Below are 24,337 nucleotides of genomic sequence, written 5' to 3'. Positions count from 1 at the left end.
ACTTACAAACTAAAATGTTCAGCAATCGTACTCAACGCATGCACCGGGAAGAATGACAGGGCAGCTACAATGAAGATAACCGCAAAAGTCATCACTGCAAATGTCACCGTATCCGTCTTCAGTGTACCGGCACTTTCCGGGATGAACTTCTTCTGCGCCAGCAGTCCCGCAATGGCTACCTGCCCTACAATCGGGATAAATCGACTCAGGATAAGCACCCAACCGCAAGCGTAGTTCCAGAAATAAGTATTATCTCCCAGTCCCTCGAAACCGGACCCGTTATTAGCTGCGCACGACGTAAACTCATACAATTGCTCGCTCAGCCCGTGGAAACCCGGATTATTCAGCCAACCGCCCTCGCTTGCCACGAAATCGGGATGATGGGCAAACAGATACGTGGACAGAGCCGTTCCTACCAGAATCACAAACGGATGAAGCAACGCCACAACAGTCGCAATCTTCATTTCGCGTGCTTCCACCTTCTTACCGAGGAACTCCGGTGTACGCCCCACCATCAGTCCGCTGATAAACACGGCTATAATTATAAATGTATAGTAGTTCATCCAACCTACCCCGACACCACCGAACCAAGTGTTAATCTGCATATTCAGCATCTCCATCAGTCCGCTGAGCGGCATCGTAGAGTCGTGCATACCATTCACTGAACCGTTGGAAGTGACGGTGGTCGTAATACTCCACAAGGCTGTTGCAGCAGCACCAAGCCGCACCTCTTTTCCCTCCATCGCTCCGCCATCCTGCGCAATACCCAGTTCGTCAATACGCGGGTTACCGTTCATCTCCTGATAGACATTGATGCCGACACCCGCCAGATAGGCAAAGAGCATCACACCGAATATACTATAAGCCAGTTTCTTACGCTTGGAATAGAAACCGAGTGCGAAAACCATTGCCATCGGAATGATAAGGATAGACCAGCACTCCACCATATTCGTCAGATACGACGGGTTCTCCAGCGGATGCGATGAGTTCACACCGAAATAACCGCCGCCATTGGTACCCAATTGCTTGATGGGCACGATGGCAGCCGCAGGACCTTGCGAAACCATTTGTTCCTGTCCTTCGAGCGTGGTCACCTCCATCTTTCCGTCAAAGCCCATCGGGGTACCTTCTATAATAAGAATGAAACCCACCACCAGCGAAAGCGGCAACAGGATACGGGTGCAACTCAGCACCAGGAAGTTCCAGAAGTTACCTATCGTCCGGGTGGTTTTCACGGAGATGGACTTCATGATGCCCGCCATAGCCGCCATGCCCGTTGCAGCCGTAATAAACTGGAAAAGCATGATGACAAATAACTGCGTGAAGTAAGTCAGCCCGCTCTCACCGGAATAGTGCTGCAAGTTGCAGTTCACCATGAAGCTGATGCAGGTGTTGAACGCCTGGTCCGGCGTCTGCGGGCCGTTGCCATCCGGGTTCAGCGGTAGCCAGCCTTGGCTGACCAGCAGCACCATGCCCCACACAAACCAGAAAGCATTCAGTATCAGCAATGCTTTCAGGAACTGTTTCCAGTTCATCTCCTCCTGTGGGTTAATGCCGGAAACTTTAAATATCAATCTCTCAATCGGCTTCATGAAGTCCGACCATGTCTTCTCTCCTTTATAGACCTTTGCAATATACCGTCCCAACGGATAAGCCAACGCCACCATCAGGACTATTTGCAGGGCTACGCCTAAAATTTCTGTGTTCATTTCTCTAATTCATTAATAGAATGATACCTTAATTGTCAATTGTCAATTATCTAAAACTTCTCCGGCTTCACGAGCACATACATCAAATACCCGAAAACCGCAATACCTACTACAAATAATGCTGTATACATACTTCTCTCTCCTTCTTTAAATCCGTTCAAACCAATCCACACATTTCCAAAACAGCCCGAAAGCGAGCAACCCGCTCAACAGGCAGAAAATAAATGAAACCGTTATTCCCATGTCTTTTACCTTTTATCAGATTAATACTATTATCTTGTTTATCACAACAATGCCAAAGACGTGCCAAAGAAAAGAGAAGAGCCTTAACAAACTGATTTACAACAGGCTGATAATTTCATTGCAGCTACTCCACCTCCGCCCCACCCTTCCAAAATGAAAGGGTTCCCTATCAAAACAGCAAGAAAAAGTCTCACATTTCTCTACCGTTTCTCACTTTTTTATTACTTTTGCCGCTACACACATAAAATCAAGACAGCATGAAAAACCTACTCATACTCCTCGCCTTCCTCACCCTCTTTCCGATGCACCCCGCAGCCGCCACCTCCCTCGTCGACTCCCTGCGCCAACTCGCCCCCACCCTGCAAGGAAAAGACAAACACTTCGCCCTTGCCCGCATCGCCCTCACCACCAACGACATTGCCGACTGGGATTCCGTCATTGCCAACGCCCGCACGCTGCAAGACACCGTCTCCCTCTCCATGGGACTCACCAACCGCATCATCTGCCTGTCCAACCAAGCCCCCATCGAACTCCTGCAAACCGAAGTAGACAAAGCCCTCTCCTTCCTCCGAAGCTCCCGCCAGTTCAACTATTACTTCCATACCTACCGGGTATATATCAACACCCTCTTCACCGCCAGGCAACGCGAAGAGGCCCAACAAACCGCCACAGACATGTTCGAGGCCGCCCGGCAGGAAAAGCAACCCCTGGGAATGGCCATGGCCTTGCAAGTGCAGGGCAGCATGTACTACCAGCTCAACCTCTACACCAAGGCTATGGATGCCCTGGAAGAAGCCTACCGTGTCTGCCCCGCCTATACCAGCGAAATCAATACCCTCGTCACCCACGCCCTCATCTGCGAGTGGCTGTGCATGACCGCCCTGAAGCTGGAGGACACCGGCAAACTCACCACCTATGCCGACCGCTACCACGAGAATGTGGAATACCGGAACGAAATCCGCCTGGGCGACCCCTCCGGGCACTTCCCCGTCACCGCCGCCGCTTTCCGTGCACAGGCAATGCTCCGCTCCGGACGGCAGGAGGAAGCCCGTGTGCTCCTCGACCATGCCCTCACCTTCATGCGTCCCGGCATCCCCGCCCGTGCCTACGAACACTACTACGAAGCCCGTTGCGAACAACTCTACCGGCAGGCCGATTACACCGGCGCCCTCATTGCCATCGACACCTTGCTGAACACCCACCAAGGCTACTTCCCCTTCTACCTGCACGACCTACTGCGCAAGGCCGAGATACTCGCCCACCAGGGAAAAGGCGTAGAAAGCACGCGCCTCTATTCCCGCTACATCGCCATGCAGGACTCCATCGAACGGATAGAGATAGCCGCCCGGATGGACAAGCTCCAGACCCTTTACGAAGTAGACCGCCTCAAAACGGAACAAAGGAACTCCTTCCTCTGGTTCCTTATCGCCACAAGCAGTTGCACACTCACCCTCATCATATTTGCCGGATACATCGTCTATTCACGCCGCCTGCACCGCAAGAACCGCATCCTCTACCAGCGCTACCTGGAACAGGAGAAGATGGAGGAACGTGTACTCGACGCCATCGAAGTGCTTCCCATCAACAGCCTCTCCAAAGAATCGCAACTCTTCTGCCAGCTCAGCGAACTGATGCACGAACAGAAACTCTTCACCAACCCCAACCTGAAACGTAAAGACCTCGCCGAATTGTTGCACACCAACGAAACCTATCTTGCCAACGCCATACGCACCAACACCGACGGCAAGAATTTCCACGACTACATCACAGACCTGAAACTGAAATATGCCTCCCGCCTACTGATAGAAAACGACTCTTTGTCCGTTTCAGAGGTTGGCGAAAAGTCCGGTTTCAACTCTTCATCCACCTACTTCCGCGTCTTCCGCGAGCGTTTCGGCATGTCTCCAACCTACTTCCGCAACATCTCAAAGGAAAAATAATCGTTTGTAACCATCTGATAGTGTGTGAATTCCTATTTTGGGAGTTTAATTACCTATTTTGGGAGTTCACTTTCAAATACATTGTCTACCTTCACCCCAGCTTACGACAAAAACCGGGGTGAAGCCTTGCGGGTTCCGGCGGATTTACAGTCCGCCCAACATCCGCCGCCACCCCATAAAACGACAAGAGATATGATAGAACTATTAACAGACAAACTGCCTTATTCCGAGTGGATGGAACAGTTGAACCAATGGGAATACCTGTGGATAGCAGAGGTCATCGGCGTATTCCTGTTACTGATACTTACCGGCATAGCCTTGCGGACATACTTCAGGATGAGAGAAGCAAAGCGCAAGCTGGACGAATACAAAAAACGAAGGGAGCGCAAAGACCCTTTCGACTACCTGACCAAAAAGGAAGGAAGCCCTAATCACGACTTTACAGAAAGCTCCAATCACGACTAAATAATATAAATATGAAGAAGATTATTCTTATACAACTACTATGCCTGTCATGCCTCGCCACGGCATGGGCACAGAAGGCAGACAGTCTCTACATCTTCCGCTTTGTGCAGGAGAAAGACGTGTTCTACGTTCCCTGGCGGGACAATGGCGGACAGCTTGAACAACTCGTCAGCTTGCTGCAACAATACAAGGAAGCCATCACCGCAGGCAGCATCCCCCTGTACATCAACGGTTACTGCACCGGACAACCCACACACCGGGAAAACCTCCGCATGGCAGCCATACGCAGCAATCGCGTCAAGTCCGAACTTATCAGGCGGGCAGGGCTGGCCGAGGAACATTTCATCACCGCCAACCATCAGGGCAGTTATAAAGAAGAACGGAACGTAGTGACCGTAACCGTCCGTATTCCTGTAGATACAAGGGAAGTGGCGGAAAGAGATTTTTCAGACACGGATGACACGGATGACACGGATTTAAAAGCTGCGCAACCCCAGGAACCGGCTGCGCAACAAACCGTGCAGCAACCGAAGAACGCTGTGCAGCAACCTGAGAACACCGTGCAGCAACCTGAGAACACCCCACAGCAAGAAAAAAAATCCGTGTCATCCGTGTCATCCGTGTCTAAAAAATCCCCTGCATCCCCCTCCCGCAAAGGATGCATCCCCCTCTCCCTCCGCGCCAACCTCCTCCGCTGGGCAACCCTCACCCCCGACCTGGGCATCGAGTGGTACGCCACCCCGCACATCAGCATCCTGTTGAACGCCTCCTGGACCTCTTGGAGCTGGAAGGACAAAGACCGCCGTTACGCCCTCTGGAACCTCTCCCCCGAAGTGCGCCACTACCTCGGCACCGCCCGCCACGGCTACCTCGGACTTATGTACCACACCGGAGAGTTCAACTACAAACTCACCTCCACCGGTCGCCAGGGCAGTTATCACGGTGGCGGCATCACCGGCGGCTACCTCTGGATGTTCCGTCCCTCATGGGGCATCGACTTCCACCTCTCCGCCGGATATACCCGTGCAGAGTACGACACCTACACCCTCGCACCGACAGGCATACGCGTATATAAAGAACACAACGCCTCCCGCAACTACTGGGGCATCAACAGCGCAGCCATCACACTAATATGGAAGATAGGAGGAAACAAGCAATGAAGACAATCAGCACCCGCACCCTGACCCAGGCCATCAGCATCCTGACGCTGACCGCCGCAACACTCACCGCCTGCATCAAGGACGACCTGTACAACACCCCGCACCCCGACCAGGGCGCCATCATCCTCACCACCGACTGGACACAGCGTGGCGAAGGCATCCCCGTCCCCACCGACTACACCGTCGAGGCAGCCCGTTCCACCTTCGTCCTGCAAGCACAGGAGAAGGCCATCCCCGCACTCTTTGCTCCGGGCTCCATAACCCTACTGGCCTACAACCTCCTCGACGGCGTAAGCATCGCCAACGGCACCGCCACCGTAGCCCGTACCACCGACAACGACAACCTGCAACGTCCCGACCCCGGAATGCTTTTCGGCGGCACCGCCGTCACCACCGTCATAGCCGACGACACCGTGCGCGTCGGCCTGCCCATGCGCCAGCTTTTCCGCCGGGTGCAATTCGAACTCACCATCACCGGAGGCGACCCCGAACGCATCACCGGCATCGAAGCCCGGCTGGAAGGCGCAGCCTCGTCCGTCCGTATAAGTACGGGGGAAGTGACAGGCGAAGCGATAAATGCAACCGCAAATGCAGCCGCAGGCAGCGCCGTCGCCGTGCAAATCCCCTTCGTCCGCACAGGCAACAAGCTGACAGCCGCCATACAGATGCCCGGCATCATCGCCACCGCCCCGCAACGCACCGTCATCACCCTCACCTTCACCGACGGCAAACGGCAGACCGCCGAAACCGACGTCAGCGAAGCCTTTACCAACTTCAATGCCAACCGACTCACTCCCCTGCGCCTCAGCGGCAGCCTCTACGCCCCCGAAAGCGCCGAAGCGAGTGGCAGCATCGTCAATTGGACGGATGTGCAGGGAGGAGACGTAGACGCGGAAATGTGACAATCCGGTCACCTCTTAGTACATAAACTAATTAGAAACATTTTACTTATTCATAAACTAACAATTAATTATTAACAACTTTCAAAAACAGTAACGATTATGAAAACCAACTCAATTCTCAGCAACCTCGCCGCTCCGGCATTGTTCATCCTCCTCTTCGCAGCATGCGAATCAGACAATCACCTGACAGACGACAGCCCCATAGCCGCCCGCATCACTTCCACCATCGCCCAAACCGCCGACACCCGCGCCAGCGAAACCACCTGGAACGACAACGACCGCATCGGCGTAAGCGCCGCCTCCACCGAGGGTGCCACCGCCTACACCAACATCCAGTACACCGCCACCGACACCAGGGGCAGCTTTACCGTAGTGAACGCCGCAGGCGAGGACAACGACATCTACTTCCAGGACAAGAAGTCCGTAGACTTCACCGCCTACTACCCCTACACCGGCTCCAACGGCACCCGCCCCGGCACCGACGGCATCATCTCAAAGACCCTCACCGCCGCCGACCAGGCACTTGCCGACCTGCCCCGGATAGACTACCTCTGGAGCCGCGCCGACGGCATCACCTCCGCCAACCCGCAAGTCAACTTCAACTTCACCCACCGCATGAGCCGCCTGAAGCTGAACTTCGTGGAAGGTATGGGCATGGCCTTCCCCGCCTCCGGACTGACCTACACCCTCTCCGGCCTCAAACTGGCAGGCACCTTCAACACCCTTAACGGAACCGCCGAAGCCGATGCCTTAGCCACAGCCGCCAAACTGGAAAACATCCCCGCTTCCACCACCGCCCAGAACACCCTCTCCACCCTCATCCTCTGGCCGCAGGAAGCCGCCACCGCCTCACTCAGCGTCACCGTCAGCGGCAGCAACTACAGCGCCACCCTCAACCTACTCGACCTGCCCGGCGTAACCCCCGCCACGCAAGGACTTGCCTCCGGCTATTCCTACACCTACAACGTGAAAGTGCACAAGACCGGGATAGAAATCACCGCAGCCCAAATCACCGCCTGGACCCAAGGCACAGGAGGCGATGTAGACGCCAAAGAAGAATAGACCGGCACCGGAAAAAAGAATAACCCTAAATACCGACAGATATGAATCCCATCCTCCCATTCACAGCCCTCGCCCGTGTCCTGCGCCGGACAGGCTTCGTGCTCCTTCTCGCACTCAGTGCGGGAAGCTGCACCACCAACGACGTGTTTCCCGACACCGCCACCGATGACGCCACCCTCATCCGCTTCGACATAGCCCCACGCCCCGGCTTCACCGACCGGCCTTCCACCCGCCTCACACAGACCACGGACGCCGCGCAATGGGAGGATGGAGACATACTGTGGATACGTGCCGAATTCTACGACAATGCGAACATTCTGAAAACCACCTACATCACCGCCCTGAAACGGGACGGAGGCCACTGGCGTTCACTCACATACGAGGAAGAAGAAGCCCACATAACCCCATGCACACCACTCCGCGATTACTACAAGAACGAAATAAGGTGGCCCAAGAGTTTATACGGCACCACGGGCACCTATTGCCGCATCTACGCCAGATATCTCGGGCAGCAATACCCCAACGCAAGCGGAAAGATAGCAGTGACCCCGGACATCGACGTGATTAATATCCCCAATAACTACAGCACCTCCCATCCGGGAGAGGTTGTCAAACTCCGGTTCTTCCAGCCTCTGGCGCGCCTGCGCATCACAAAGGCATGCCAACTCAAGTTCAAGAGTTTGAACTCCGAATTCCGTTTCCCCGATTTTCTCGAAAACCCAGACTCGTATGTCGACAATGTCTTTTATGTTCCCTCGGACGGAAAAGACTATTTCCTCGACTCCGAGGACAAGAACAGCCAAACCATTCGCATAAACGGGCAGGAAATCCAACTCCTTCCCGATGCCAAAGGCAACTTTAAAGGCATGTCCTACACCATCGACCCCGATGCCCTGCCCTCCGGCCCCATCGCCCCCGAATTCTGACGGACATTCAAATAGCCCCCCCATATTCACCCCATAACCCGCAACAGATATGAAAACCTCCACATACACCCGCTTCCGCCGCCTCGCCCACAGTGCCGCCCACAGCGCCGCCCTCGTGCTCGCCGCCGCCTTGCTTGCCACCGCCTGCACCGACCCCGCCGACCTCGCCGACGGAAGCCCCGCCTCCACCGATGCCCTCAGCTTCGGCGCCTCCCTCCTTGCCCCCGGCAACTCCGGCAAGCACACCGCCGACACCCGCGCCACCGCCCCCGTGACCAAAGATGCCTTCACCACGGACGACCGCATTGCAGTAAGCATCGACAACCAAGTGAAACCCTACGTCTACGGCACCGACCTCCGCTTCACCGCCACCGACCCCGACAACTCCTTCTACTGGACACCGGGGCAGCAGCGACAGGACGGCGTCATCGCCTGGTACCCTTACTCCGACGCACTCCCCTCCACATCCTCCCCGCTCAACATCTCCCGGCAAGACACCGACGCCGCATTTGCCGCCGCCGACTTCCTCTTTGCCGGCCCCGCCACCCTGACCCGCAACCCCTCATCCGCACTGACCTTCAGCCACCGCACCGCCCTGTTGCGGCTGAACATCAAAGCAGACGGAAAGACCGTAGTCCCAAGCCAGGGATTCGACGTGACCGGAGTAGACGTTAAGGGCACACCGGTAGACGCCACCATCGACCCCACCGACGGCACACTGACGGGAATCGGCAACACCGCCGTCATATACACCCACCGTTGCGCCGCCACCCCCGACGGCTACACGGCCACCTACGAGGCGCAAATCATCCCGCACACCATCAGCAGCGGCACCAGCCTCATCATCCATACCACCAATCCCGATAAGACGTACAACGGCATCATCCTCAGCGGCAGTTACGAAGCCGGACACATCCATACCTACAACATCACCCTCGGCAACGACCGCGTCTCCATCACCCCCACCGACAAAGACCTGTCCTGGAACGACGGTGACATCCGCCCCGGCCTACCGCCCACCGGCTACGACCTCACCGTCTCCACCGCCAAAGAACTGAAAGCCTTTGCCGACGCAGTGAACAACGGCAGCACGATAGGCACCTCCTCCATAGAAGCCCGCAGCGCCCGCGTGCTGCAAACCGCAGACATCGACTTGACGGGGATAGACGACTGGACGCCTATCGGGAACGTCACTTCTTCTTACAACTATTTCCAAGGAAGCTATAACGGAAACGGATACACCATCTCCAATCTGAAAATCAAAAGTGGAGAATCGTATATGGGGCTGTTTGGGCTGGTAATCGGTGAAAGTAGTTCAACTCCCGCTGTGCTCACAGGCATTCATTTGAGGAATGTGGATATAGATGTGTCACACAATTCGAATATATCGTGCGGTGCCATTGCAGGGACAGTTAGCGATGCGGTCATCACCTTCTGTTCCGCCCAGGGAGAAATAAAAACAGATATGAACCTACAAGGGCAAGCATATAACGATAGCGGAGGGATAATAGCGGATAATAGCGGCGGGACTATCAGCTATTGCCGGGCCGATGTAAAAGTCACCGCTTTTTCCGATTCAAATACGACGAGTGTAGAATGCAACGCCGGAGGCATAGCGGGTATTAATACCGGCACCATCCTTGCCTGCGAAGCCTCAGGCAGCAAGGTTTCTGCCAAAGCCTCTAGTGCAAAAACCCAAGCCGGAGGCATAGCAGGAAAGACTTCCGGCGGTAACTACATCGCCTCTTGTGCATCCGAAGTGGGAAAAATTATTGCCAATTCCGGTGGACACGAAGCATATGCCGGCGGTGTGGTAGGACTTCAAAGCGGGGTACTGTACAGCTCTTACGCACGGGGAGATGCAACAGCAGTAGGTGCATCCACAATAAATATGGCCGGTGCCATCGTGGGCGACAATAGCTCTAACGATACAGACCTGTGCATCGGCACCGGCGCAGGCGCAGGCACAGGCGGGCAAGGTACGTCAGACCTGCCACCATCATCCGATAGTATCCTCTACGATGCAGATGCCACCGATGAAGAGATATACAACCTCATGCAATCAAAAGATTTTGAGAAGCAAGATATCCCTACCACCACCTACGACGCCACATGCTTTCCCGCCTATGGCATCGAGGTGACGAAGGTGACATTCAGCAGCAAAGGCGCATGGAGTTACGACCCCGCCAGCGGCAAAATCCGCATCAGGGGTCTGCCGTCCGTCCCTCTGCCCTGATGCTGTTCGCACAAGCGGATATGTAATCCCGGCACCGTTCTCCACCCCGATACCGTTCGCGCAAGCGGATTTGTAATCCCGGCACCGTTCTCCGCCCCGATACCGTTCGCGCAAGCGGATATGTAATCCCGGCACCGTTCTCCGCCCCGATACCGTTCGCACAAGCGGATTTGTAATCCCGGCACCGTTCTCTGCCCCGATACCGTTCGCACAAGCGGATTTGTAATCCCGGCACCGTTCTCCGCCCCGATACCGTTTGCGCAAGCGGATTTGTAATCCGCATCCTCAAGGTATCGTGAAAGAGTGGCAGAATATCGTGAAAGAGTGGCAGAGCACCTCAATTGCGGGCATGTCAAAACAGAAAAAGTAATGAAGCAAATGATAAGTGATACTATCTCAATTCTCCTCCTCCAGTTGGAGGAGGAGTACCCGTAGGGGGAGGTGGTAGGTAAAACAATAAAATACCTATAAATCACAAGCCTAAGGAATTCCTTTCTCACCTACCACCCCGCCCTAAAGGGCACCCCTCCTCCAACTGGAGGAGGGGAATGGAGATAGTCCGTTTGATTCAAAACGGTGCAGAAAGGAGTAAAGTTACGAGCTACAGGCTACGGGCTACGAGCTACAAGCTACAAGCTACAAGTAGCTGCGCTATGTTCCGAAAGGCACTTGTTGCCTGTAGCTCGTAACTCGTAGCCTGTAGCCCGTAGCTCGTAGCTCGTAACTGATTCAGAAATAAAGGGCACTTTCAATGCAGTCGCCCTGCAATACTATAAACAACCTGAAAGATATGAATTATTAACCCGTGAAGCCACCGGAAAAACGCTTGTGCAAGGAGTCTGAAAACGCTTGCGCAAGGAGCTGAAAATGGAAGCGCAAGGAATTAAAAATGGAAGCGCAAGCATTTTAAAATGGAAGCGCAAGCATTTTTAAACGGAAGCGCAAGCATTTTTCAGCGCCTGTGCAAGCATTCGTCAAGCGTCCGTGCAAGTGTTTTTCGGCTGCATGGCAACAGCCTCAAGTCCCTCCGTCCCGCCCCTCCGTCGCCTACCCCGGGAGTCGCGCGTTCGGTCGTGTTCAGAGAGGCTCAGCCTGCGCGGCTTTCACACTAAAAACCGATTGGAATATATGCCAAAATTCAGATTTGTGAAACGCAAGAGCCTTCAGAAGAAGGACGATCCGGGCAAGTGGTACGCCTCGCCCATAGTAGAAAACCGCCTGAACACCGGCACCGTGTGCCGCGTAGTGACCCGAAACACCACTACCGCCCCCACGGAACTGGAATCGGGCTTCAACCTGGTGTGCGACGCCATCCCCCTGCAATTGCAGTTGGGCAACAGCGTGCAACTGGGCAAACTCGGCATCCTGCGCCTCAGCTTCGGCAGCTCAGGCGTCGACAACATCGATGCCTTCAACGCCGCCACCATGATACGCAACGTAAAGGTCATCTTCACCCCCTCCAAAGAACTGATGTCCGCCATCAAAGACGGCCTCTCCTTCGAGAACGCCGGTGTGGTGGACAACGGCTTCGTCTATGCCACCACCCGCGCCTTCAAAGAGGCACAGGGCGGAGGCGGCTCCGGTGATTCCGGTGGCGGCAGCGGCTCCGGCGGCGGCATCATTGATCCCGATCCGCTGGGATAAAAACCAAAGGATATACCGGGACAAGGAAATCCCCTCCGGGCAGTGGGTTAGGGCTGCGGGGAGGGGATTTTTATAGTTAGGGCGATAAAGGATAACAGGCCTGCAGAGACAGGTAAATCAACTGCATTTGTTTTCAGTCGATGCTTTCCTATGGTTTCTCCGATAGATTTACTACATTTACATCAGCCACATAAAAACGTGTTAAAGCATGGAAAGAACCTATATTAATGAATTTCATAAGCAATGGATAGAGAGCACCTTGGAGTCGATTACCTCTTGGCAGAAGCAGCCTATCTCGTTAGAAGAGAAAAAGAAGCAACAGAAAATGCTGAACCAGCAGAGGGCTATAAGAGAGGGCAAATTGAAAAGCTAAAAGAGTTTGCCACCCTTAATGACTTATGGATCGACTTTAATCTTACCTCAATAAAGGTGGGGAAAATGAAGTATTCACCGGTCAAAGCTTCAACTACGAGAATAAAAGCCGCGTATCAGCCTTTCCATCGCATCAATAAAAGCTTCCGCACGAGGACGAAGTGTATTCACCAAAGCAAGGTCACAGTAAGCAAAGTCACTGTAATCACTTGCCTGACGTTTCTCGAACAACAAACTGAAGGTTGCCCCATAATCCAGACTCAAACGCCCGGTACGCACAAAGTGCATGGAGAGTTGTGTTTTCACACCATTATGCGTATTAGCCTCTATTTCACAATGCAGCAGTAAGGCAGAAGCTGCATAGTAGCAAGCATAATAAAGGCGGTTTACAGCGGCATTGTAATACCCGCCCTCGGTATTATAATCAGCCTCTTTCAGAGTTTCGTAGGCACGTTCCAGACGGTAGTTCACAATGGCGGAACGGCTTTCCGCATCCAATTTCTCTTTCATAGCACCACCCCTTCCTTCATCACATTAATACTAAACGGCGTGGTAAATCTTTCCCATACATGGCGCAGCATCACCATAGGGCTGATAATGACTCCTGTCTCTACTTCTACCTCATACAGATGGCGGGTTATTTCCAATTCACGCTCAGGAGCCAGCTGTTCTTCATCAAGCAGGATGAGCAAGTCTATATCAGAATCAGCCTGTGCATCTCCCCGAGCCTCCGAACCATAAAGAATGGTCTTCGCATCGGGAGCAATGCGGTGCATCACTTCTGCAATGCGGCGGACAATATCAGGTCGTTTCATTAGCTTTTCCTCCTATTCGTTTATAATATAGTCTCTTATCTCTTTCAGTTAAACAACACAAAGATAGCAATGTTTTCCGAAAAGCCCGTCGCTGCACGCCCCGAAATGCACCTCAAATCTTATATTCCTCTATCTTCCTGTACAGCGTCGTCAACCCGATTTTCAGTAGCCGAGCCGCTTCCGTCTTGTTGCCTTTCGTGTATTCCAGCACCCGGGCGATGTGCCGCCTCTCCATAGCCGAAAGTTCGAAACTGCCGGGAGTCTCCTCGTCCGACTGTTCGTAATGGGCATTCTGGATGTCGAGAGGCAGGTCGGCAATAGTCAGCTGTTCCCCTTCGCAGACGATGAGGCTGCGCTCTATCACATTGCGGAGTTCACGGATATTCCCCTTCCACGGTTGCAGTTCAAGCGTAGTGAGAAATTCGGGAGTAATCTCGGTTATCGAACGGGCCAGTTGCGCGGAGAAGTTCTTCACGAAAGCCTTTGCCAACAGGCGGATGTCTCCCGCACGCTCACGCAACGGCGGCAAGTGCACCTGGAACACCGAAAGGCGATAGAACAAATCTTCACGGAAACGCCCTTTAGCTATTTCTTCCGGCAGATTGCGATTGGTTGCCGCAATGATACGCACGTTGACGCATGTCGGCTTGGTATCGCCTATCTTGATGTATTCGCCCGTTTCGAGGATGCGCAGCAACTTCGCTTGCAGTTCAAAAGCCATCTCACCTATTTCATCCAGGAAGATAGTCCCGTTGTTCGCCTCTTCAAAAAGCCCTTTCTTATCTTTCAGCGCCCCCGTAAACGAACCTGCCTTGTGCCCGAACATCTCGCTCTCCAGCAATTCCTTGCTGAACGAGGAACAGTTCACCGCAACGAAATTCTGCCGTGCACGCTTGCTACTGTAATGGATGGCCTGCGCAAACACCTCCTTGCCTGTTCCCGTCTCTCCGGTCAGCAATACAGGTACATCAGTCACCGACACTTTCTGCGCCAGCGACACAGCATCTTTCAAAGATTTGGACTCTCCCAGGATAGAATCGAAAGAGTACGCCTGCCCCACCTTCTTCTCAAGCTTTTCAAGACGGGCATTCATCGCGGCCTTCTCCACCGCACGGCTGATAAGAGGAATAATCTTGTTATTGTCATCTCCTTTGGTGATATAGTCGAAAGCCCCGTTCTTGATGGCTTGTACGCCATCGGGGATATTGCCGTGAGCCGTCAGGAGAATGACCTCCACATTAGGCGCAGCTTTCTTGATAGCCAGCACCAGATCCACCCCGTTCCCGTCGGGCAGGAAAACATCACACAAAGCTACATCGGGACTTTGCAATTCCAACTGTTTCAGGGCAGCCCTGCAATCACCAGCCTGACAGACTTCATATCCCTCCAACTCCATCATACGCGCCAAAAGGGTACGGATTTGCATCTCGTCATCAACGATTAAAATCTTACTCATATCTTATTCGGATAAGTGTTTAAACTGATAATGCTAAAAACAGGGTGTGCAAATATAAAGCTTTTCCCGAATACGAGCGGCACATCTTTTGAACTTTTATAGTAGAGAGTCTGAAAGCCCCGTAACCGATTTCATAGCTTAACTCCATTAGTACAAGGAGATAAGGGCAGAAAAGAGAGAACAGGCAGCGGGAGAGTTTCCTTTCCATTTTGATAAAACCATTCTGAAATGGCAAGGAGGCTTCACAAGAGGATTTGATCAATAACTTAAAAAAGAAGAATATGGAAATCTACAAATTCGATGGAAACGCAACCGCATCCGTAAAAGGTATGCAACATGTGGCAAAACTGATTCAAGGCAATACGCCTAAAATAGTCGTACTGTCCGCTCCCAAAGATGTCACCAAACATTTGGGCGAGGTAGCCGCCAACTTCTTCAACCGGAACATAGAGGAAGCACACGACAAAATAACCCGGCTGGAATTCCAGTTCATTGACTTTGCCAATGAACTACTTACGGACGACACTATCAAGCACGAAGCCATCCGGGGCATTCTCGACTGTTTCCAGGCAATATGGAAATACAGCATGGAGCCTTTCTACGCTACCGACGAAAAGGAAATCCTGGCACAAGGCGAGTTACTGACATCCACCTTACTGGGATTCTACTTGCAGGAACAGGGAGTGGACAACTGCGTGATTTGTGCCTTCGACTTCATACGCACCGGCATGAACGGGGAAGCGGATGAGGAATATATCAGCCGGAAGGTGAAAGAGATATGTAAATCATACCCCGATACGCATCTGTTTCTCACACAGGGAAGCATTTGCAGGAATGCCTTTGGTGAGACCGATTGTCTGAAACAAGGCGGAAGCGACTACACCGCCGCCCTGATAGGGACAGCCATACAGGCGGAGGAAATACGGATATGGACAGATGTCGATATACACAGCAACGACACCCTGGTAGTGAAAGATGCCGACACGATAAAGAACCTGAGTTTCAGTGAAGCCGAACGGCTCATCTACTTCAATCCCCAGATACTGCACCCGCTTTGTCTGGCTACGGCATGGAAAGAGAATATTCCCATCCGTTTGCTCAACCCGGTGAACCCGGCATCAGAAGGGACTTATATATCCGCCAACAGATTGAACGGGAACATGGTGAAGGCAGTCGCCACCAAAGATTCTATCACATACATCCGGTTCGAATCGAACCACACGCTCCGGCCTTATATGTTCATCAGCAAGATTTTCGATATCTTCGCCAAATACAAGACGATGCCCTGTCTGTTGACTTCATCCAACGATAACATATCCGTAGCCACGGATGACGGGAACTTCCTTTCGCTCATCCTGCGGGAACTGAATAAGTATGCCCGGATATGGGTGGAAGATAAGATGAGTATCATTTCTGTGGTAGGCAACATGAAGTCATCGTGCATCGAAACCGAAGCGCGGATTATGGATGCGTTGAAGAATATTCCGCTGAAGATGATTTCTTACGGAAGTGATGAGAATGATGTGTCGCTGGTGGTCAAGGCAACGGACAAGGCGGAAGCACTCCGGTTGCTCGACGAGAAGTTGCTGAAGAAGGAGTGGCTTAAGAAGGCGTCTTGAATATATTCTCTATATAACCTGTTGGCGGAATTAATTCATAATTGTGCAGAAAGAAATCAACCCGCACCTAAAAGAAATTATTCCGTATTTCTTTCGCAATATAGCGCCCCATCAACTCCTGCCCTTCTTTATCGGGATGTAAGCCATCGCGCAGATAGCGTCCCCTGCCCGAAGGCTGTTCGAATTTCCCGGTTATACCGCTATTAGAGTAACAATCTATCAGTTGCACGGAGAGAGCACGGCAGATTTCACGCAGAATGGCAATCTTCTCCAGATTACGTTCATTGCGGGTTACATCACCGGTCTGAATAGGGGTACAAACAAAAACACGACATTTGGGATAATGCTCCAGAATGGTCTGTATGGCCCAGCGGGCACCGCCTGCCATAGTGGTAACGTCCACCTCTGCAAGAGTCTTACCTTTCAAGGCTTCTTCGGCAGAGCCTAAATCCTTGTCGTTCGTCCCCATAGAGAAGACAAAGACATCGGGAGCCGGATATTGCCCGCTCTCCACCTCGGCAATGAATTTCTGGATATGGACTTTGGAGACATTGTTATGGCGCATTTGCAATTCACGCCCGTCTTCGGTAGGCTGCCAGCCACCGGATATTCCGGCAAAACCGGCACTTCCGTAATCCTGGGTATCGGGGTGGCACGCCCATGTTGCAGAACCTACCGCTACATTATGATGGGTGGCAAATCCAAGTAGATCGACCACCGTCTTCGACCATTGTTCACCCGCCGTGATGCTGTTCCCATCACAACCGAAATTCATCTTACTGAAATCAGGATAAAGGGACTGCGCCTGCAACGCAATCCCTATCCACAACACAACACAAAGTCCAATCAATCTTCTCATTCCAAACTTCTAAAACACTTATGAAAAACGTTCCATTATCTCCATGCACATACGTCCGTTATGATACGGGCATTTCCAAAATCCGGCCTTGTCATCCTCAGTATTCACCGTGCCGTCGGCACGCACGCTCCAATGCCATTCGCCGTTCTTCTTATCTATCAGATGCTTCTTGATGAAATCCCAGCAATGAAAAGCCTTGCGCAATGCCACTTCATCTTCAAAATGTTGGTAAAGATTAACGTGTCCCACCACATTCTCTGCCTGCACCCACCAATGGCGGTCGGTATCGGTCTTCTGTCTATCCGGGAAAGTCTCATAAATCATGGCACCGTCAGGCGTCAATCCTTCACCGGCGGCAGCGGCGATAAACTCAACCAGCGGTTCCACTTTTTCCAGTAAAGTCTTATCAGCCAGTATCAAAGCGGCTTCATGTATCAGCCAGGAAGCTTCTATATCGTGTCCGTAGGAAACAATGCGATACTTACTCCGCCAATTGTCATCGAAGAACAATTCCAGATGTCCGGTCTCAGGATTAAGAATCCGGTCCGTGAATAGTTCTATCAGGTTGCGGAGTTGCTTCTTTAGGCGATCATCTTTCCATACACGGTACAGATTGGCATAAGGCTCCAGGATATGCAGATGGGTGTTCATGGTCTTACGTTCATTCTCGTCTTTATCGCTAAGACGCATATCGGCAATCTCTCCCCACTGGCGGGTAAGAGCCTCGCAATAGCCATTCTTCACAGGGTCGAAGCTATGCTTTTCGATATCCTCGAACAGGCGGACGGCATATTCCAAAGCCTCAGCATCACCCGTGGCACGATGATATTCGCTCAGCCCGTAGATGGCAAAGCCGATGGCATAGATTTGCTTCTTCGTATCTAATGGGCGACCTTCGCAATCGAGCGACCAGTAGACACCGCCGAACTCGCGGTCATAGAAATGATCTATCACATAGCGTTTGGCACGCGTTGCTGCAGACAAGTATTCTTCCTTCTTCAGCAAACGATAGGCTGCCGAGAAAGTCCAGAGAATACGGGCATTCAATACAGCACCCTTTTCTGTTTCCGGCATCAGGATTCCGGTTCCCGTGATGCGGCCATAGAAGCCACCGTTCGCTTCATCCGTCATCCGGTTCATCCAGAAGGGAAGAATGTTGGCTGTCAACTCTTCTTCCATCTCTTTTCGCATATTCTTGACGTCCATAAAAAAGCGTATTAGTTTATATTTTGAACCCGTTTGGGAAATAAAAGTCAAGACATCCCCTTCGCCCGTATGGGTTTCAGCTTCTCGTTAATCTCCTCCACGCGCTTCTTCGTCAACGGATAGAAGTACACGACCACCATAGCCAGCACTGCCACAGCAGCTGGTATCCAGCTCATAAGCAAGTTCAGACCAGTCAGCGCCTCCTCCGTTTGCACGGCACCCTCAGCCGTATTATAACCGAAGGATGCCAGTATCCACATCACAGCCGCCCCGCCCATAGCGCCGCCAAACTTCTGCGCCATCGACGAAGATGAGAATATAAGCCCGGTCGAAGCCGTCCCGTCTTTCAGTTCGGCATAGTCCGAAACGTCAGCATACATACTCCATATCAACGGTGAAACGATACCCGTACAAATAGATATGACGATTTGCATAATCAGCATCATCCAGAAGCCCGCCGGTGTGCAAGGCAGATAGAAGAACAGAATGCTCAATACCGCCAGTGCCGCCATCGTGGCGATATAGGTGGATTTCTTGCCCAGTCCGCGCGAAAGGGGAACTGCCAGCACCACGCCTATCATATTGGAAACCTCTCCCACACCCAGGAACAGCCCGGCATAAAACAGGATTGTGAAATCACCCAGGTTCAGGAATATACTGTCGCCTATGTAGTCTTTGAAGAAATAGGCAGCCGTAGCGCCACGCACCGTGTTGAACAGGTTGGAGCACAATGCCGCTCCGATAAGCAACCACCAAGGCACGTTGGCAAGCAACGACTTGAAGTCCTTCCCGATGGAAACCGTAGATACGCTCTTCACGTACTCCCTCGTCATGCTGAAACATAGCAGGAACACGACGAAGCACAACGAAGCAATCACAATCATGGAATATTGCCAACTGACGGTCACCGAACCGGTCATCTCCCTGAACCACGTGCAAAGCGGCTCCCAGGCAAACAAGGCTATGAAACTACCGCCGTATGCAAAGAACATCCGGTAGGAAGAGAACACCGTCTTCGTGTCCGAGTCATCCGTCATCACCCCCAGCATAGCCCCGTATGGCACATTGATAGCTGTATAAACCGTCATCATCAGAATGTAAGTGACGTATGCCCAGATGAGTTTCCCCGTAGGCCCGAAGTCGGGCGTGGTAAACATCAATATGCCGCAGACGGCAAACGGAAGAGAAATCCACAGCAGATAAGGACGGTATTTTCCCCATCGCGTATGGGTTCGGTCGGCAATGATGCCCATCATCGGGTCGGACACCGCATCCCAAATGCGCGTTACCAACAGCAGGACGCCCGTATCCGCCAGACTCAGCCCGTATATATTAGAATAGAATATAGGCAGATAATAGGAGAATATCTTCCAGAACATAGAGGAAGACATATCGCCAAAGCCATAACCAATTTTCTCTTTCAGTGTTGCCATACTATTAAATTAAAGATTTATAACCATCGATGCGCAAACTTTGCCACCGCGCCCACACACCCTTCTGAGCGGGGGATAAAGGCACAAAGATATTTATTTCCGCATCAGTTGCAAATTATTACTAATAAGTTTCTTCAGCGTCTCCACCGAAGCCGAAGAGGACAATCCGTCCACCGGCGTATTCATGCAGTAATCCACCAGCTTGTCCACCGTAGAAGTGGCTACGTGCATCCGCGTGTCCGACGAGGCATAATAGATGAACACCTTACCGTCTTCATCCGCAATCCAGCCGTTGGTGAAGAGCACATTGCTTACGTCACCGATACGTTCTTCTCCCTCAGGAGCCATGAAGTAACCGCCTGGGGTGGCTATCAGGCGTGTAGGATCGTCAAGGGCGGTCATATACATATAGAGCACATAACGCAGTCCGGCAGCGCAGGCACGAACCCCATGAGCCAGGTGCAACCAGCCTTTCTCCGTCTTTATCGGATGCGGGCCCTCACCGTTCTTTACCTCCTTGATGGTGTGGTAGTAGCGTTGGTCGATGATGGTTTCCTCTTTCACCTCCGCATGTGTCATGTCGTCTACCAAGGCCCAGCCTATGCCGCCGCCGCTTCCGGCATCAATAAATCCATCCTGCGGACGGGTATAAAGGGCATATTTGCCATCTACAAATTCGGGATGAAGCACCACATTACGTTGTTGGCTCTTAGTCTTCAGGTCGGGCAGACGCTCCCAAGTCTTCAAATCACGGGTACGTGCAATGCCTGCCGTAGCCGTTGCCGAGGATAAATCGCCCACGGGGGCATTGTCATCATGACGCTCGGCACAGAAGATACCATAAATCCATCCGTCTTCATGGGCAGTGAGGCGCATGTCATAGACATTGGTAGCCGATATCACATCTTCGGGCATCGTGACGGGATAATCCCAGAAGCGGAAGTTATCCACACCGTTAGGACTTTCCGCCACGGCAAAGAACGACTTACGGTCGGCCCCTTCCATGCGCAGCAACAGCAGGTATTTGCCATTCCACTTGATGGCGCCGGAGTTGAGCGCGGCATTCATGCCGATACGTTCCATCAGGTAGGGATTGGACGCTGCATCCAAGTCGTAGCGCCAGAAAACAGGCGTATGGGCAGCCGTCACCACCGGATATTTATAACGTGTAAATATGCCGTTGCCACCTTTCACCGGTTCATTCTTTCTCGTGATCAACTCCTCGTGTTCCTGAAAGAGTCTTGATACCTTATCATTAAAAGTTTCCATATTCGTTGTTTATCTTATTTATACAAAGAGTTTACGTCTGTCGCAAAAAGGGTCTTGGGATGATTATAGAATGTTACGAAATCTTCGGCTGACGCCTGTCCGGGATAGGGGGCATAGAAATGCGTGACACGTTCGCGGGCATTGCGCCACACCAGGACGTAGGCTATCGGATACTCTCCAATGGCCGGCAACAGGGTTTCAGTCCACCATTTCGGATCGGGGATGCCTTCGTAGCCCGTCTCGGTGATGGCTATCACTTTATCGTGCGTCCGGCCTATACTGTCTACGATAGCCAGACTTTTGCCCACATTCGCCAGATAAGAAGGGCGGTCGAACTGATAGGTATCGAAACCGATTACATCTATCAGGTCGTCACCGGGATAGCGTTTCAGATATTGTACCGTATCTTGCGGTTCACTGCCGGGGGAATAGGCATACAGGGCATTGTCCACTCCATCACCCCGGAGGATGTCCACCGTCATGTGCCAGAGGGCTTTGTATTCTTCAGGCGTACAGAGCTTCTCTCCCCACCAGAACCAGCTGCCCGTATGTTCGTGCCACGGGCGGAAGAGTACCGGGACTTTCACTCCGTCTTCCGTTTGCAGGGAGTTGATGAAAGCCGATACTTTACTTACCCAGCCTGCAAACTTCTCATGATTGGCTCCGCCGGGCAGAATGGACTTCACCACCGTCGTATCTGACACATCCCAGGAGTCTCCCCCTGTCAGCGGATTGCGCAGATGCCAGCTAAGAGAGGACAGCCCTCCTCTTTTATATTGGTTCAATATCTCTCTTCTGATTTTGCTGAACGGCACTTTGTCCAGGCTCAACGTATCGCCCAGTTCCAAATGTCCCAGGTCGAAGCTGATGACTGCGGGATAGTCTCCACAGACGCTCTTTACATCAGAACGCCCTTCATCGCCTTCCCAGCCGATGCCATAGTTGGTATCGTCATGATGGCCGAACATAAAGCCACGGGATGATACTTTTTTAAGATGGGCGAGCAGGTTCTCGGTCTCAGGGGTACGCACCGGAGTTTCTTCACTCGGCCGTGTCTTCTGGGTAGGGCCACAGGCGGCAAAAGCCATCATGACCGATGCAATCGTTAATAATCTAAGGTCTTTCATATTCATATCTCTACTCTTTTTCTATTTGCGAAGATAGCGGATTTGTCACAGACATACTGATACAATTTTATCATTTCACAGCACTTATCCTATAAAAAAAGAGACTTCACCAGCTTGTGATAAAGCCTCTTTATTCATAAGATTCCAGCTATAAACAATCCGTTATTCCATCGAAGGCACCTGGTCACGAGTTATAACATAACTCTGTTCCATAGCATCCTTCCACCAGGCTTCATCGGCATGTACTATCGGGGTTCCATCTTCTTCCTCACCATCATACCAAGGCATAAACCAAGACCAGCGTGCACCGGCAGCCCATTGCTCGGAGATTTTACCTACCGAACCACACTCACTCAGCGTAATCATCTTGTTGCCGTATGTAGCCGAAATAGCCACATATCGCGATGCGCAAGTTTCCACATCCTTCGAGTAGATATCACTTCCGATAATATCCACATACTGGTCGCCCGGGTACCAATCTTCATCACCGGTTTCAGCGGTCCATACCCAGATGAGGTTGTCCAATCCCTGCGCCTTGAAGTAATCGAACATAGCAATCCAGATGGCCTTGAAGCTGGCAGCGTCTTTTCCCCACCAGAACCACTTGCCCGCCGCTTCATGAAGCGGACGCCACAGTACAGGTATGTCGGCTTCTTTTAGCAGTTTCAGATAACCTGCCACACTGGCAAGGTCTTGCACAAAGAATTTATTTTCCCAAGTACCTTCTATCAAGGCATTGGATGCATCAAAGTTGGTTTCATCTTTATAGAAAGCATATCCGGTTCCAAGGTCAGGAACGCCAGTGATACCTTCGCCTTCCAGATAGATGCCAGTAGCCACGTAGTGGTGACCGCCTACAATCAAGCCGTTTTCCTTCAGTACCGTAAGGATGTCCTCGGTAATGGGCATGGTGAAATCACCCGTAATGTCGAAGTATTCGTATTCGGGAGTGATTCCTGCCCATGTGCTTCCATGCTTAAAGGCAGCTTGTGCACCCTCTTCTACATCTTTCACAGCCACACGCACCACGTCACCCACTTTGGCAGTGGCAAAGATAGCTTTGGCGGCATCATTATTCAGTTGCACAGATTGACTCCAGTCGGCAGGCATATCCTGTTCGCCGCTCCATAATGTGATGTAGTCGGCAGGAGCTTCCTTGGGCACGTTCCAGTGCCACATACACGACACGATACCATTTTTGTCCGCCCATTCCTTTACGGGAGTGATGTCGCCATAGTTTATCCAGTTGGCACCTGCCACCGACCATGCCAGATGACCATAGTCGAAGGTATTGATGGCAGGATATTTGCCCGTCCATTGATAGACGCGTTCGGACATGTCTGTATTCCACGACTCTTTGGCCATCATGCCTGAGAGCGATTTGGTTTCGTAGTTGGCAAGCAGATAGTCATAGAGCTTCATAGCTTTGGCTGAAGTAGCCATTACCGGTGTCTTATCCAAAGCAACGGTAGTAAACTGAAGAGACACTGCCGGAGCAGGCACCTTGTTCGGTCCCAACACTACGCCTTCGGGAATAGAGAGCGTACAAGCTGTTTCGCGCCCGGGCACATTCACAGTCAGTGTCAGTACGTTACTCGATCCATATACGTCAGCACTGATCAGCGTGCCGCCGGTAAATGAAATCTTATCCAAGTCTTTCGTAGCAAAAAACACGTTCTTGTCATACTTCACCTCAATGGTGATTTCGCCCCTCTTTACCTTGGCGGCATTCGCCTCCGGAGTGGTGGACACCAGTACTGGTGCCTCCACTTCGGGAATGGTATATTTCGCATCGGTATCGGTGCAGGCTACAAGTCCGAAAGTTGCTGCCGCAAACAGGGCAGCACATATCTTATTCATTTTCATAATCTACTACATTTTTATGTTTGAGAGA

Annotated in this window: 22 protein-coding genes; 10 read left to right on the top strand and 12 right to left on the bottom strand. The window is 52.1% G+C overall.

Translation table 11 applies throughout. The features are described from left to right. Positions 1–2: 2 nt before the first annotated feature. The gene (gene kdpA / locus BUC01_RS07270; protein WP_073313150.1) at positions 3–1,709 is read right to left on the bottom strand and encodes a potassium-transporting ATPase subunit KdpA; all 1,707 of its coding nucleotides are present in this window, start codon (positions 1,707–1,709) and stop codon (positions 3–5) included. A gap of 50 nt (positions 1,710–1,759) precedes the next feature. Beyond that, entirely contained in the window at positions 1,760–1,840 is an 81-nt protein-coding gene (locus tag BUC01_RS07265; RefSeq protein WP_073313148.1) for a potassium-transporting ATPase subunit F, read from the bottom strand. 369 nt (positions 1,841–2,209) lie between these two features. Between BUC01_RS07265 and BUC01_RS07260 the strand changes: the two genes are divergently transcribed. The 7 genes from BUC01_RS07260 to BUC01_RS07230 all read left to right on the top strand — a co-directional run bounded on the left by BUC01_RS07260 (position 2,210) and on the right by BUC01_RS07230 (position 10,643). Further along, entirely contained in the window at positions 2,210–3,892 is a 1,683-nt protein-coding gene (locus BUC01_RS07260; protein WP_073313146.1) for a helix-turn-helix transcriptional regulator, read from the top strand. 192 nt (positions 3,893–4,084) lie between these two features. Then, entirely contained in the window at positions 4,085–4,357 is a 273-nt protein-coding gene (locus BUC01_RS07255) for a hypothetical protein (RefSeq protein ID WP_025835869.1), read from the top strand. Between the two features lie 11 nt (positions 4,358–4,368). Further along, entirely contained in the window at positions 4,369–5,517 is a 1,149-nt protein-coding gene (locus BUC01_RS07250; RefSeq protein ID WP_073313144.1) for a DUF3575 domain-containing protein, read from the top strand. Next, positions 5,514–6,419, top strand: a complete 906-nt coding sequence (locus tag BUC01_RS07245; RefSeq protein WP_073313141.1) for a hypothetical protein — start codon at positions 5,514–5,516, stop codon at positions 6,417–6,419. Before BUC01_RS07250 ends, BUC01_RS07245 begins: the two co-directional genes overlap by 4 nt. Positions 6,420–6,518: 99 nt before the next feature. Continuing rightward, a complete protein-coding gene (locus tag BUC01_RS07240) occupies positions 6,519–7,481 on the top strand; it encodes a fimbrillin family protein (protein ID WP_073313139.1) in 963 nt (320 codons plus the stop codon). A 98-nt stretch (positions 7,482–7,579) separates the two neighbouring features. Then, positions 7,580–8,407 carry a hypothetical protein gene (locus tag BUC01_RS07235; protein ID WP_139261823.1) on the top strand — a complete coding sequence of 276 codons (828 nt, stop codon included), beginning with the start codon at positions 7,580–7,582 and terminating at the stop codon, positions 8,405–8,407. Positions 8,408–8,456: 49 nt separating this feature from the next. Then, a complete protein-coding gene (locus tag BUC01_RS07230; protein WP_073313137.1) occupies positions 8,457–10,643 on the top strand; it encodes a fimbrillin family protein in 2,187 nt (728 codons plus the stop codon). Here BUC01_RS07230 and BUC01_RS25085 read toward each other — a convergent pair. Continuing rightward, positions 10,612–10,926: a hypothetical protein gene (locus BUC01_RS25085; RefSeq protein WP_139261822.1), complete on the bottom strand. Its 315-nt coding sequence runs from the start codon at positions 10,924–10,926 to the stop codon at positions 10,612–10,614. The two genes, BUC01_RS07230 and BUC01_RS25085, sit on opposite strands and share 32 nt — an antisense overlap. A gap of 863 nt (positions 10,927–11,789) precedes the next feature. On the opposite strand from BUC01_RS25085, the gene BUC01_RS07225 reads away from it, so the two are divergent. Then, entirely contained in the window at positions 11,790–12,287 is a 498-nt protein-coding gene (locus tag BUC01_RS07225; RefSeq protein ID WP_243462669.1) for an HU family DNA-binding protein, read from the top strand. Between the two features lie 208 nt (positions 12,288–12,495). Further along, on the top strand, positions 12,496–12,660 hold the full coding sequence (locus BUC01_RS25425; RefSeq protein ID WP_175560868.1) for a hypothetical protein: 165 nt from the start codon (positions 12,496–12,498) through the stop codon (positions 12,658–12,660). A gap of 89 nt (positions 12,661–12,749) precedes the next feature. Here the strand turns inward: BUC01_RS25425 and BUC01_RS07220 are convergent, their stop codons facing one another. From BUC01_RS07220 to BUC01_RS07210, 3 genes are all read right to left on the bottom strand, one after another. Beyond that, positions 12,750–13,169, bottom strand: a complete 420-nt coding sequence (locus BUC01_RS07220; protein ID WP_025834425.1) for a HEPN domain-containing protein — start codon at positions 13,167–13,169, stop codon at positions 12,750–12,752. After that, entirely contained in the window at positions 13,166–13,474 is a 309-nt protein-coding gene (locus BUC01_RS07215) for a nucleotidyltransferase domain-containing protein (RefSeq protein ID WP_073313136.1), read from the bottom strand. Before BUC01_RS07215 ends, BUC01_RS07220 begins: the two co-directional genes overlap by 4 nt. A gap of 112 nt (positions 13,475–13,586) precedes the next feature. Continuing rightward, the gene (locus tag BUC01_RS07210; protein ID WP_025834426.1) at positions 13,587–14,930 is read right to left on the bottom strand and encodes a sigma-54-dependent transcriptional regulator; all 1,344 of its coding nucleotides are present in this window, start codon (positions 14,928–14,930) and stop codon (positions 13,587–13,589) included. Between the two features lie 281 nt (positions 14,931–15,211). Here BUC01_RS07210 and BUC01_RS07205 point away from each other — a divergent pair, with 281 nt between their 5' ends. After that, positions 15,212–16,549 (top strand): amino acid kinase family protein, encoded by a 1,338-nt coding sequence (locus tag BUC01_RS07205; RefSeq protein WP_073313135.1) that lies wholly within the window; start codon positions 15,212–15,214, stop codon positions 16,547–16,549. Between the two features lie 67 nt (positions 16,550–16,616). On the opposite strand, the gene BUC01_RS07200 is transcribed toward BUC01_RS07205, so the two are convergent. The 6 genes from BUC01_RS07200 to BUC01_RS07175 form a co-directional block, all read right to left on the bottom strand. Beyond that, positions 16,617–17,408, bottom strand: coding sequence for an SGNH/GDSL hydrolase family protein (locus tag BUC01_RS07200; RefSeq protein WP_073313134.1), 792 nt, complete (start codon positions 17,406–17,408; stop codon positions 16,617–16,619). 18 nt (positions 17,409–17,426) lie between these two features. After that, entirely contained in the window at positions 17,427–18,614 is a 1,188-nt protein-coding gene (locus BUC01_RS07195; RefSeq protein ID WP_025834427.1) for an AGE family epimerase/isomerase, read from the bottom strand. Between the two features lie 47 nt (positions 18,615–18,661). Further along, positions 18,662–20,047, bottom strand: a complete 1,386-nt coding sequence (locus BUC01_RS07190; RefSeq protein ID WP_073313133.1) for an MFS transporter — start codon at positions 20,045–20,047, stop codon at positions 18,662–18,664. Between the two features lie 93 nt (positions 20,048–20,140). Beyond that, positions 20,141–21,316 (bottom strand): glycoside hydrolase family 130 protein, encoded by a 1,176-nt coding sequence (locus BUC01_RS07185; RefSeq protein WP_025834429.1) that lies wholly within the window; start codon positions 21,314–21,316, stop codon positions 20,141–20,143. Between the two features lie 14 nt (positions 21,317–21,330). Next, the gene (locus BUC01_RS07180) at positions 21,331–22,443 is read right to left on the bottom strand and encodes a glycoside hydrolase family 26 protein (protein WP_073313214.1); all 1,113 of its coding nucleotides are present in this window, start codon (positions 22,441–22,443) and stop codon (positions 21,331–21,333) included. A gap of 162 nt (positions 22,444–22,605) precedes the next feature. Further along, positions 22,606–24,312, bottom strand: coding sequence for a glycosyl hydrolase (locus BUC01_RS07175; RefSeq protein WP_025834431.1), 1,707 nt, complete (start codon positions 24,310–24,312; stop codon positions 22,606–22,608). Positions 24,313–24,337: the final 25 nt, after the last annotated feature.

It is taken from the genome of Bacteroides stercorirosoris, assembly GCF_900142015.1.
GTDB classification, from domain to species: Bacteria; Bacteroidota; Bacteroidia; order Bacteroidales; family Bacteroidaceae; genus Bacteroides; species Bacteroides stercorirosoris.
This window is presented reverse-complemented; position numbering and strand designations above follow the sequence as displayed.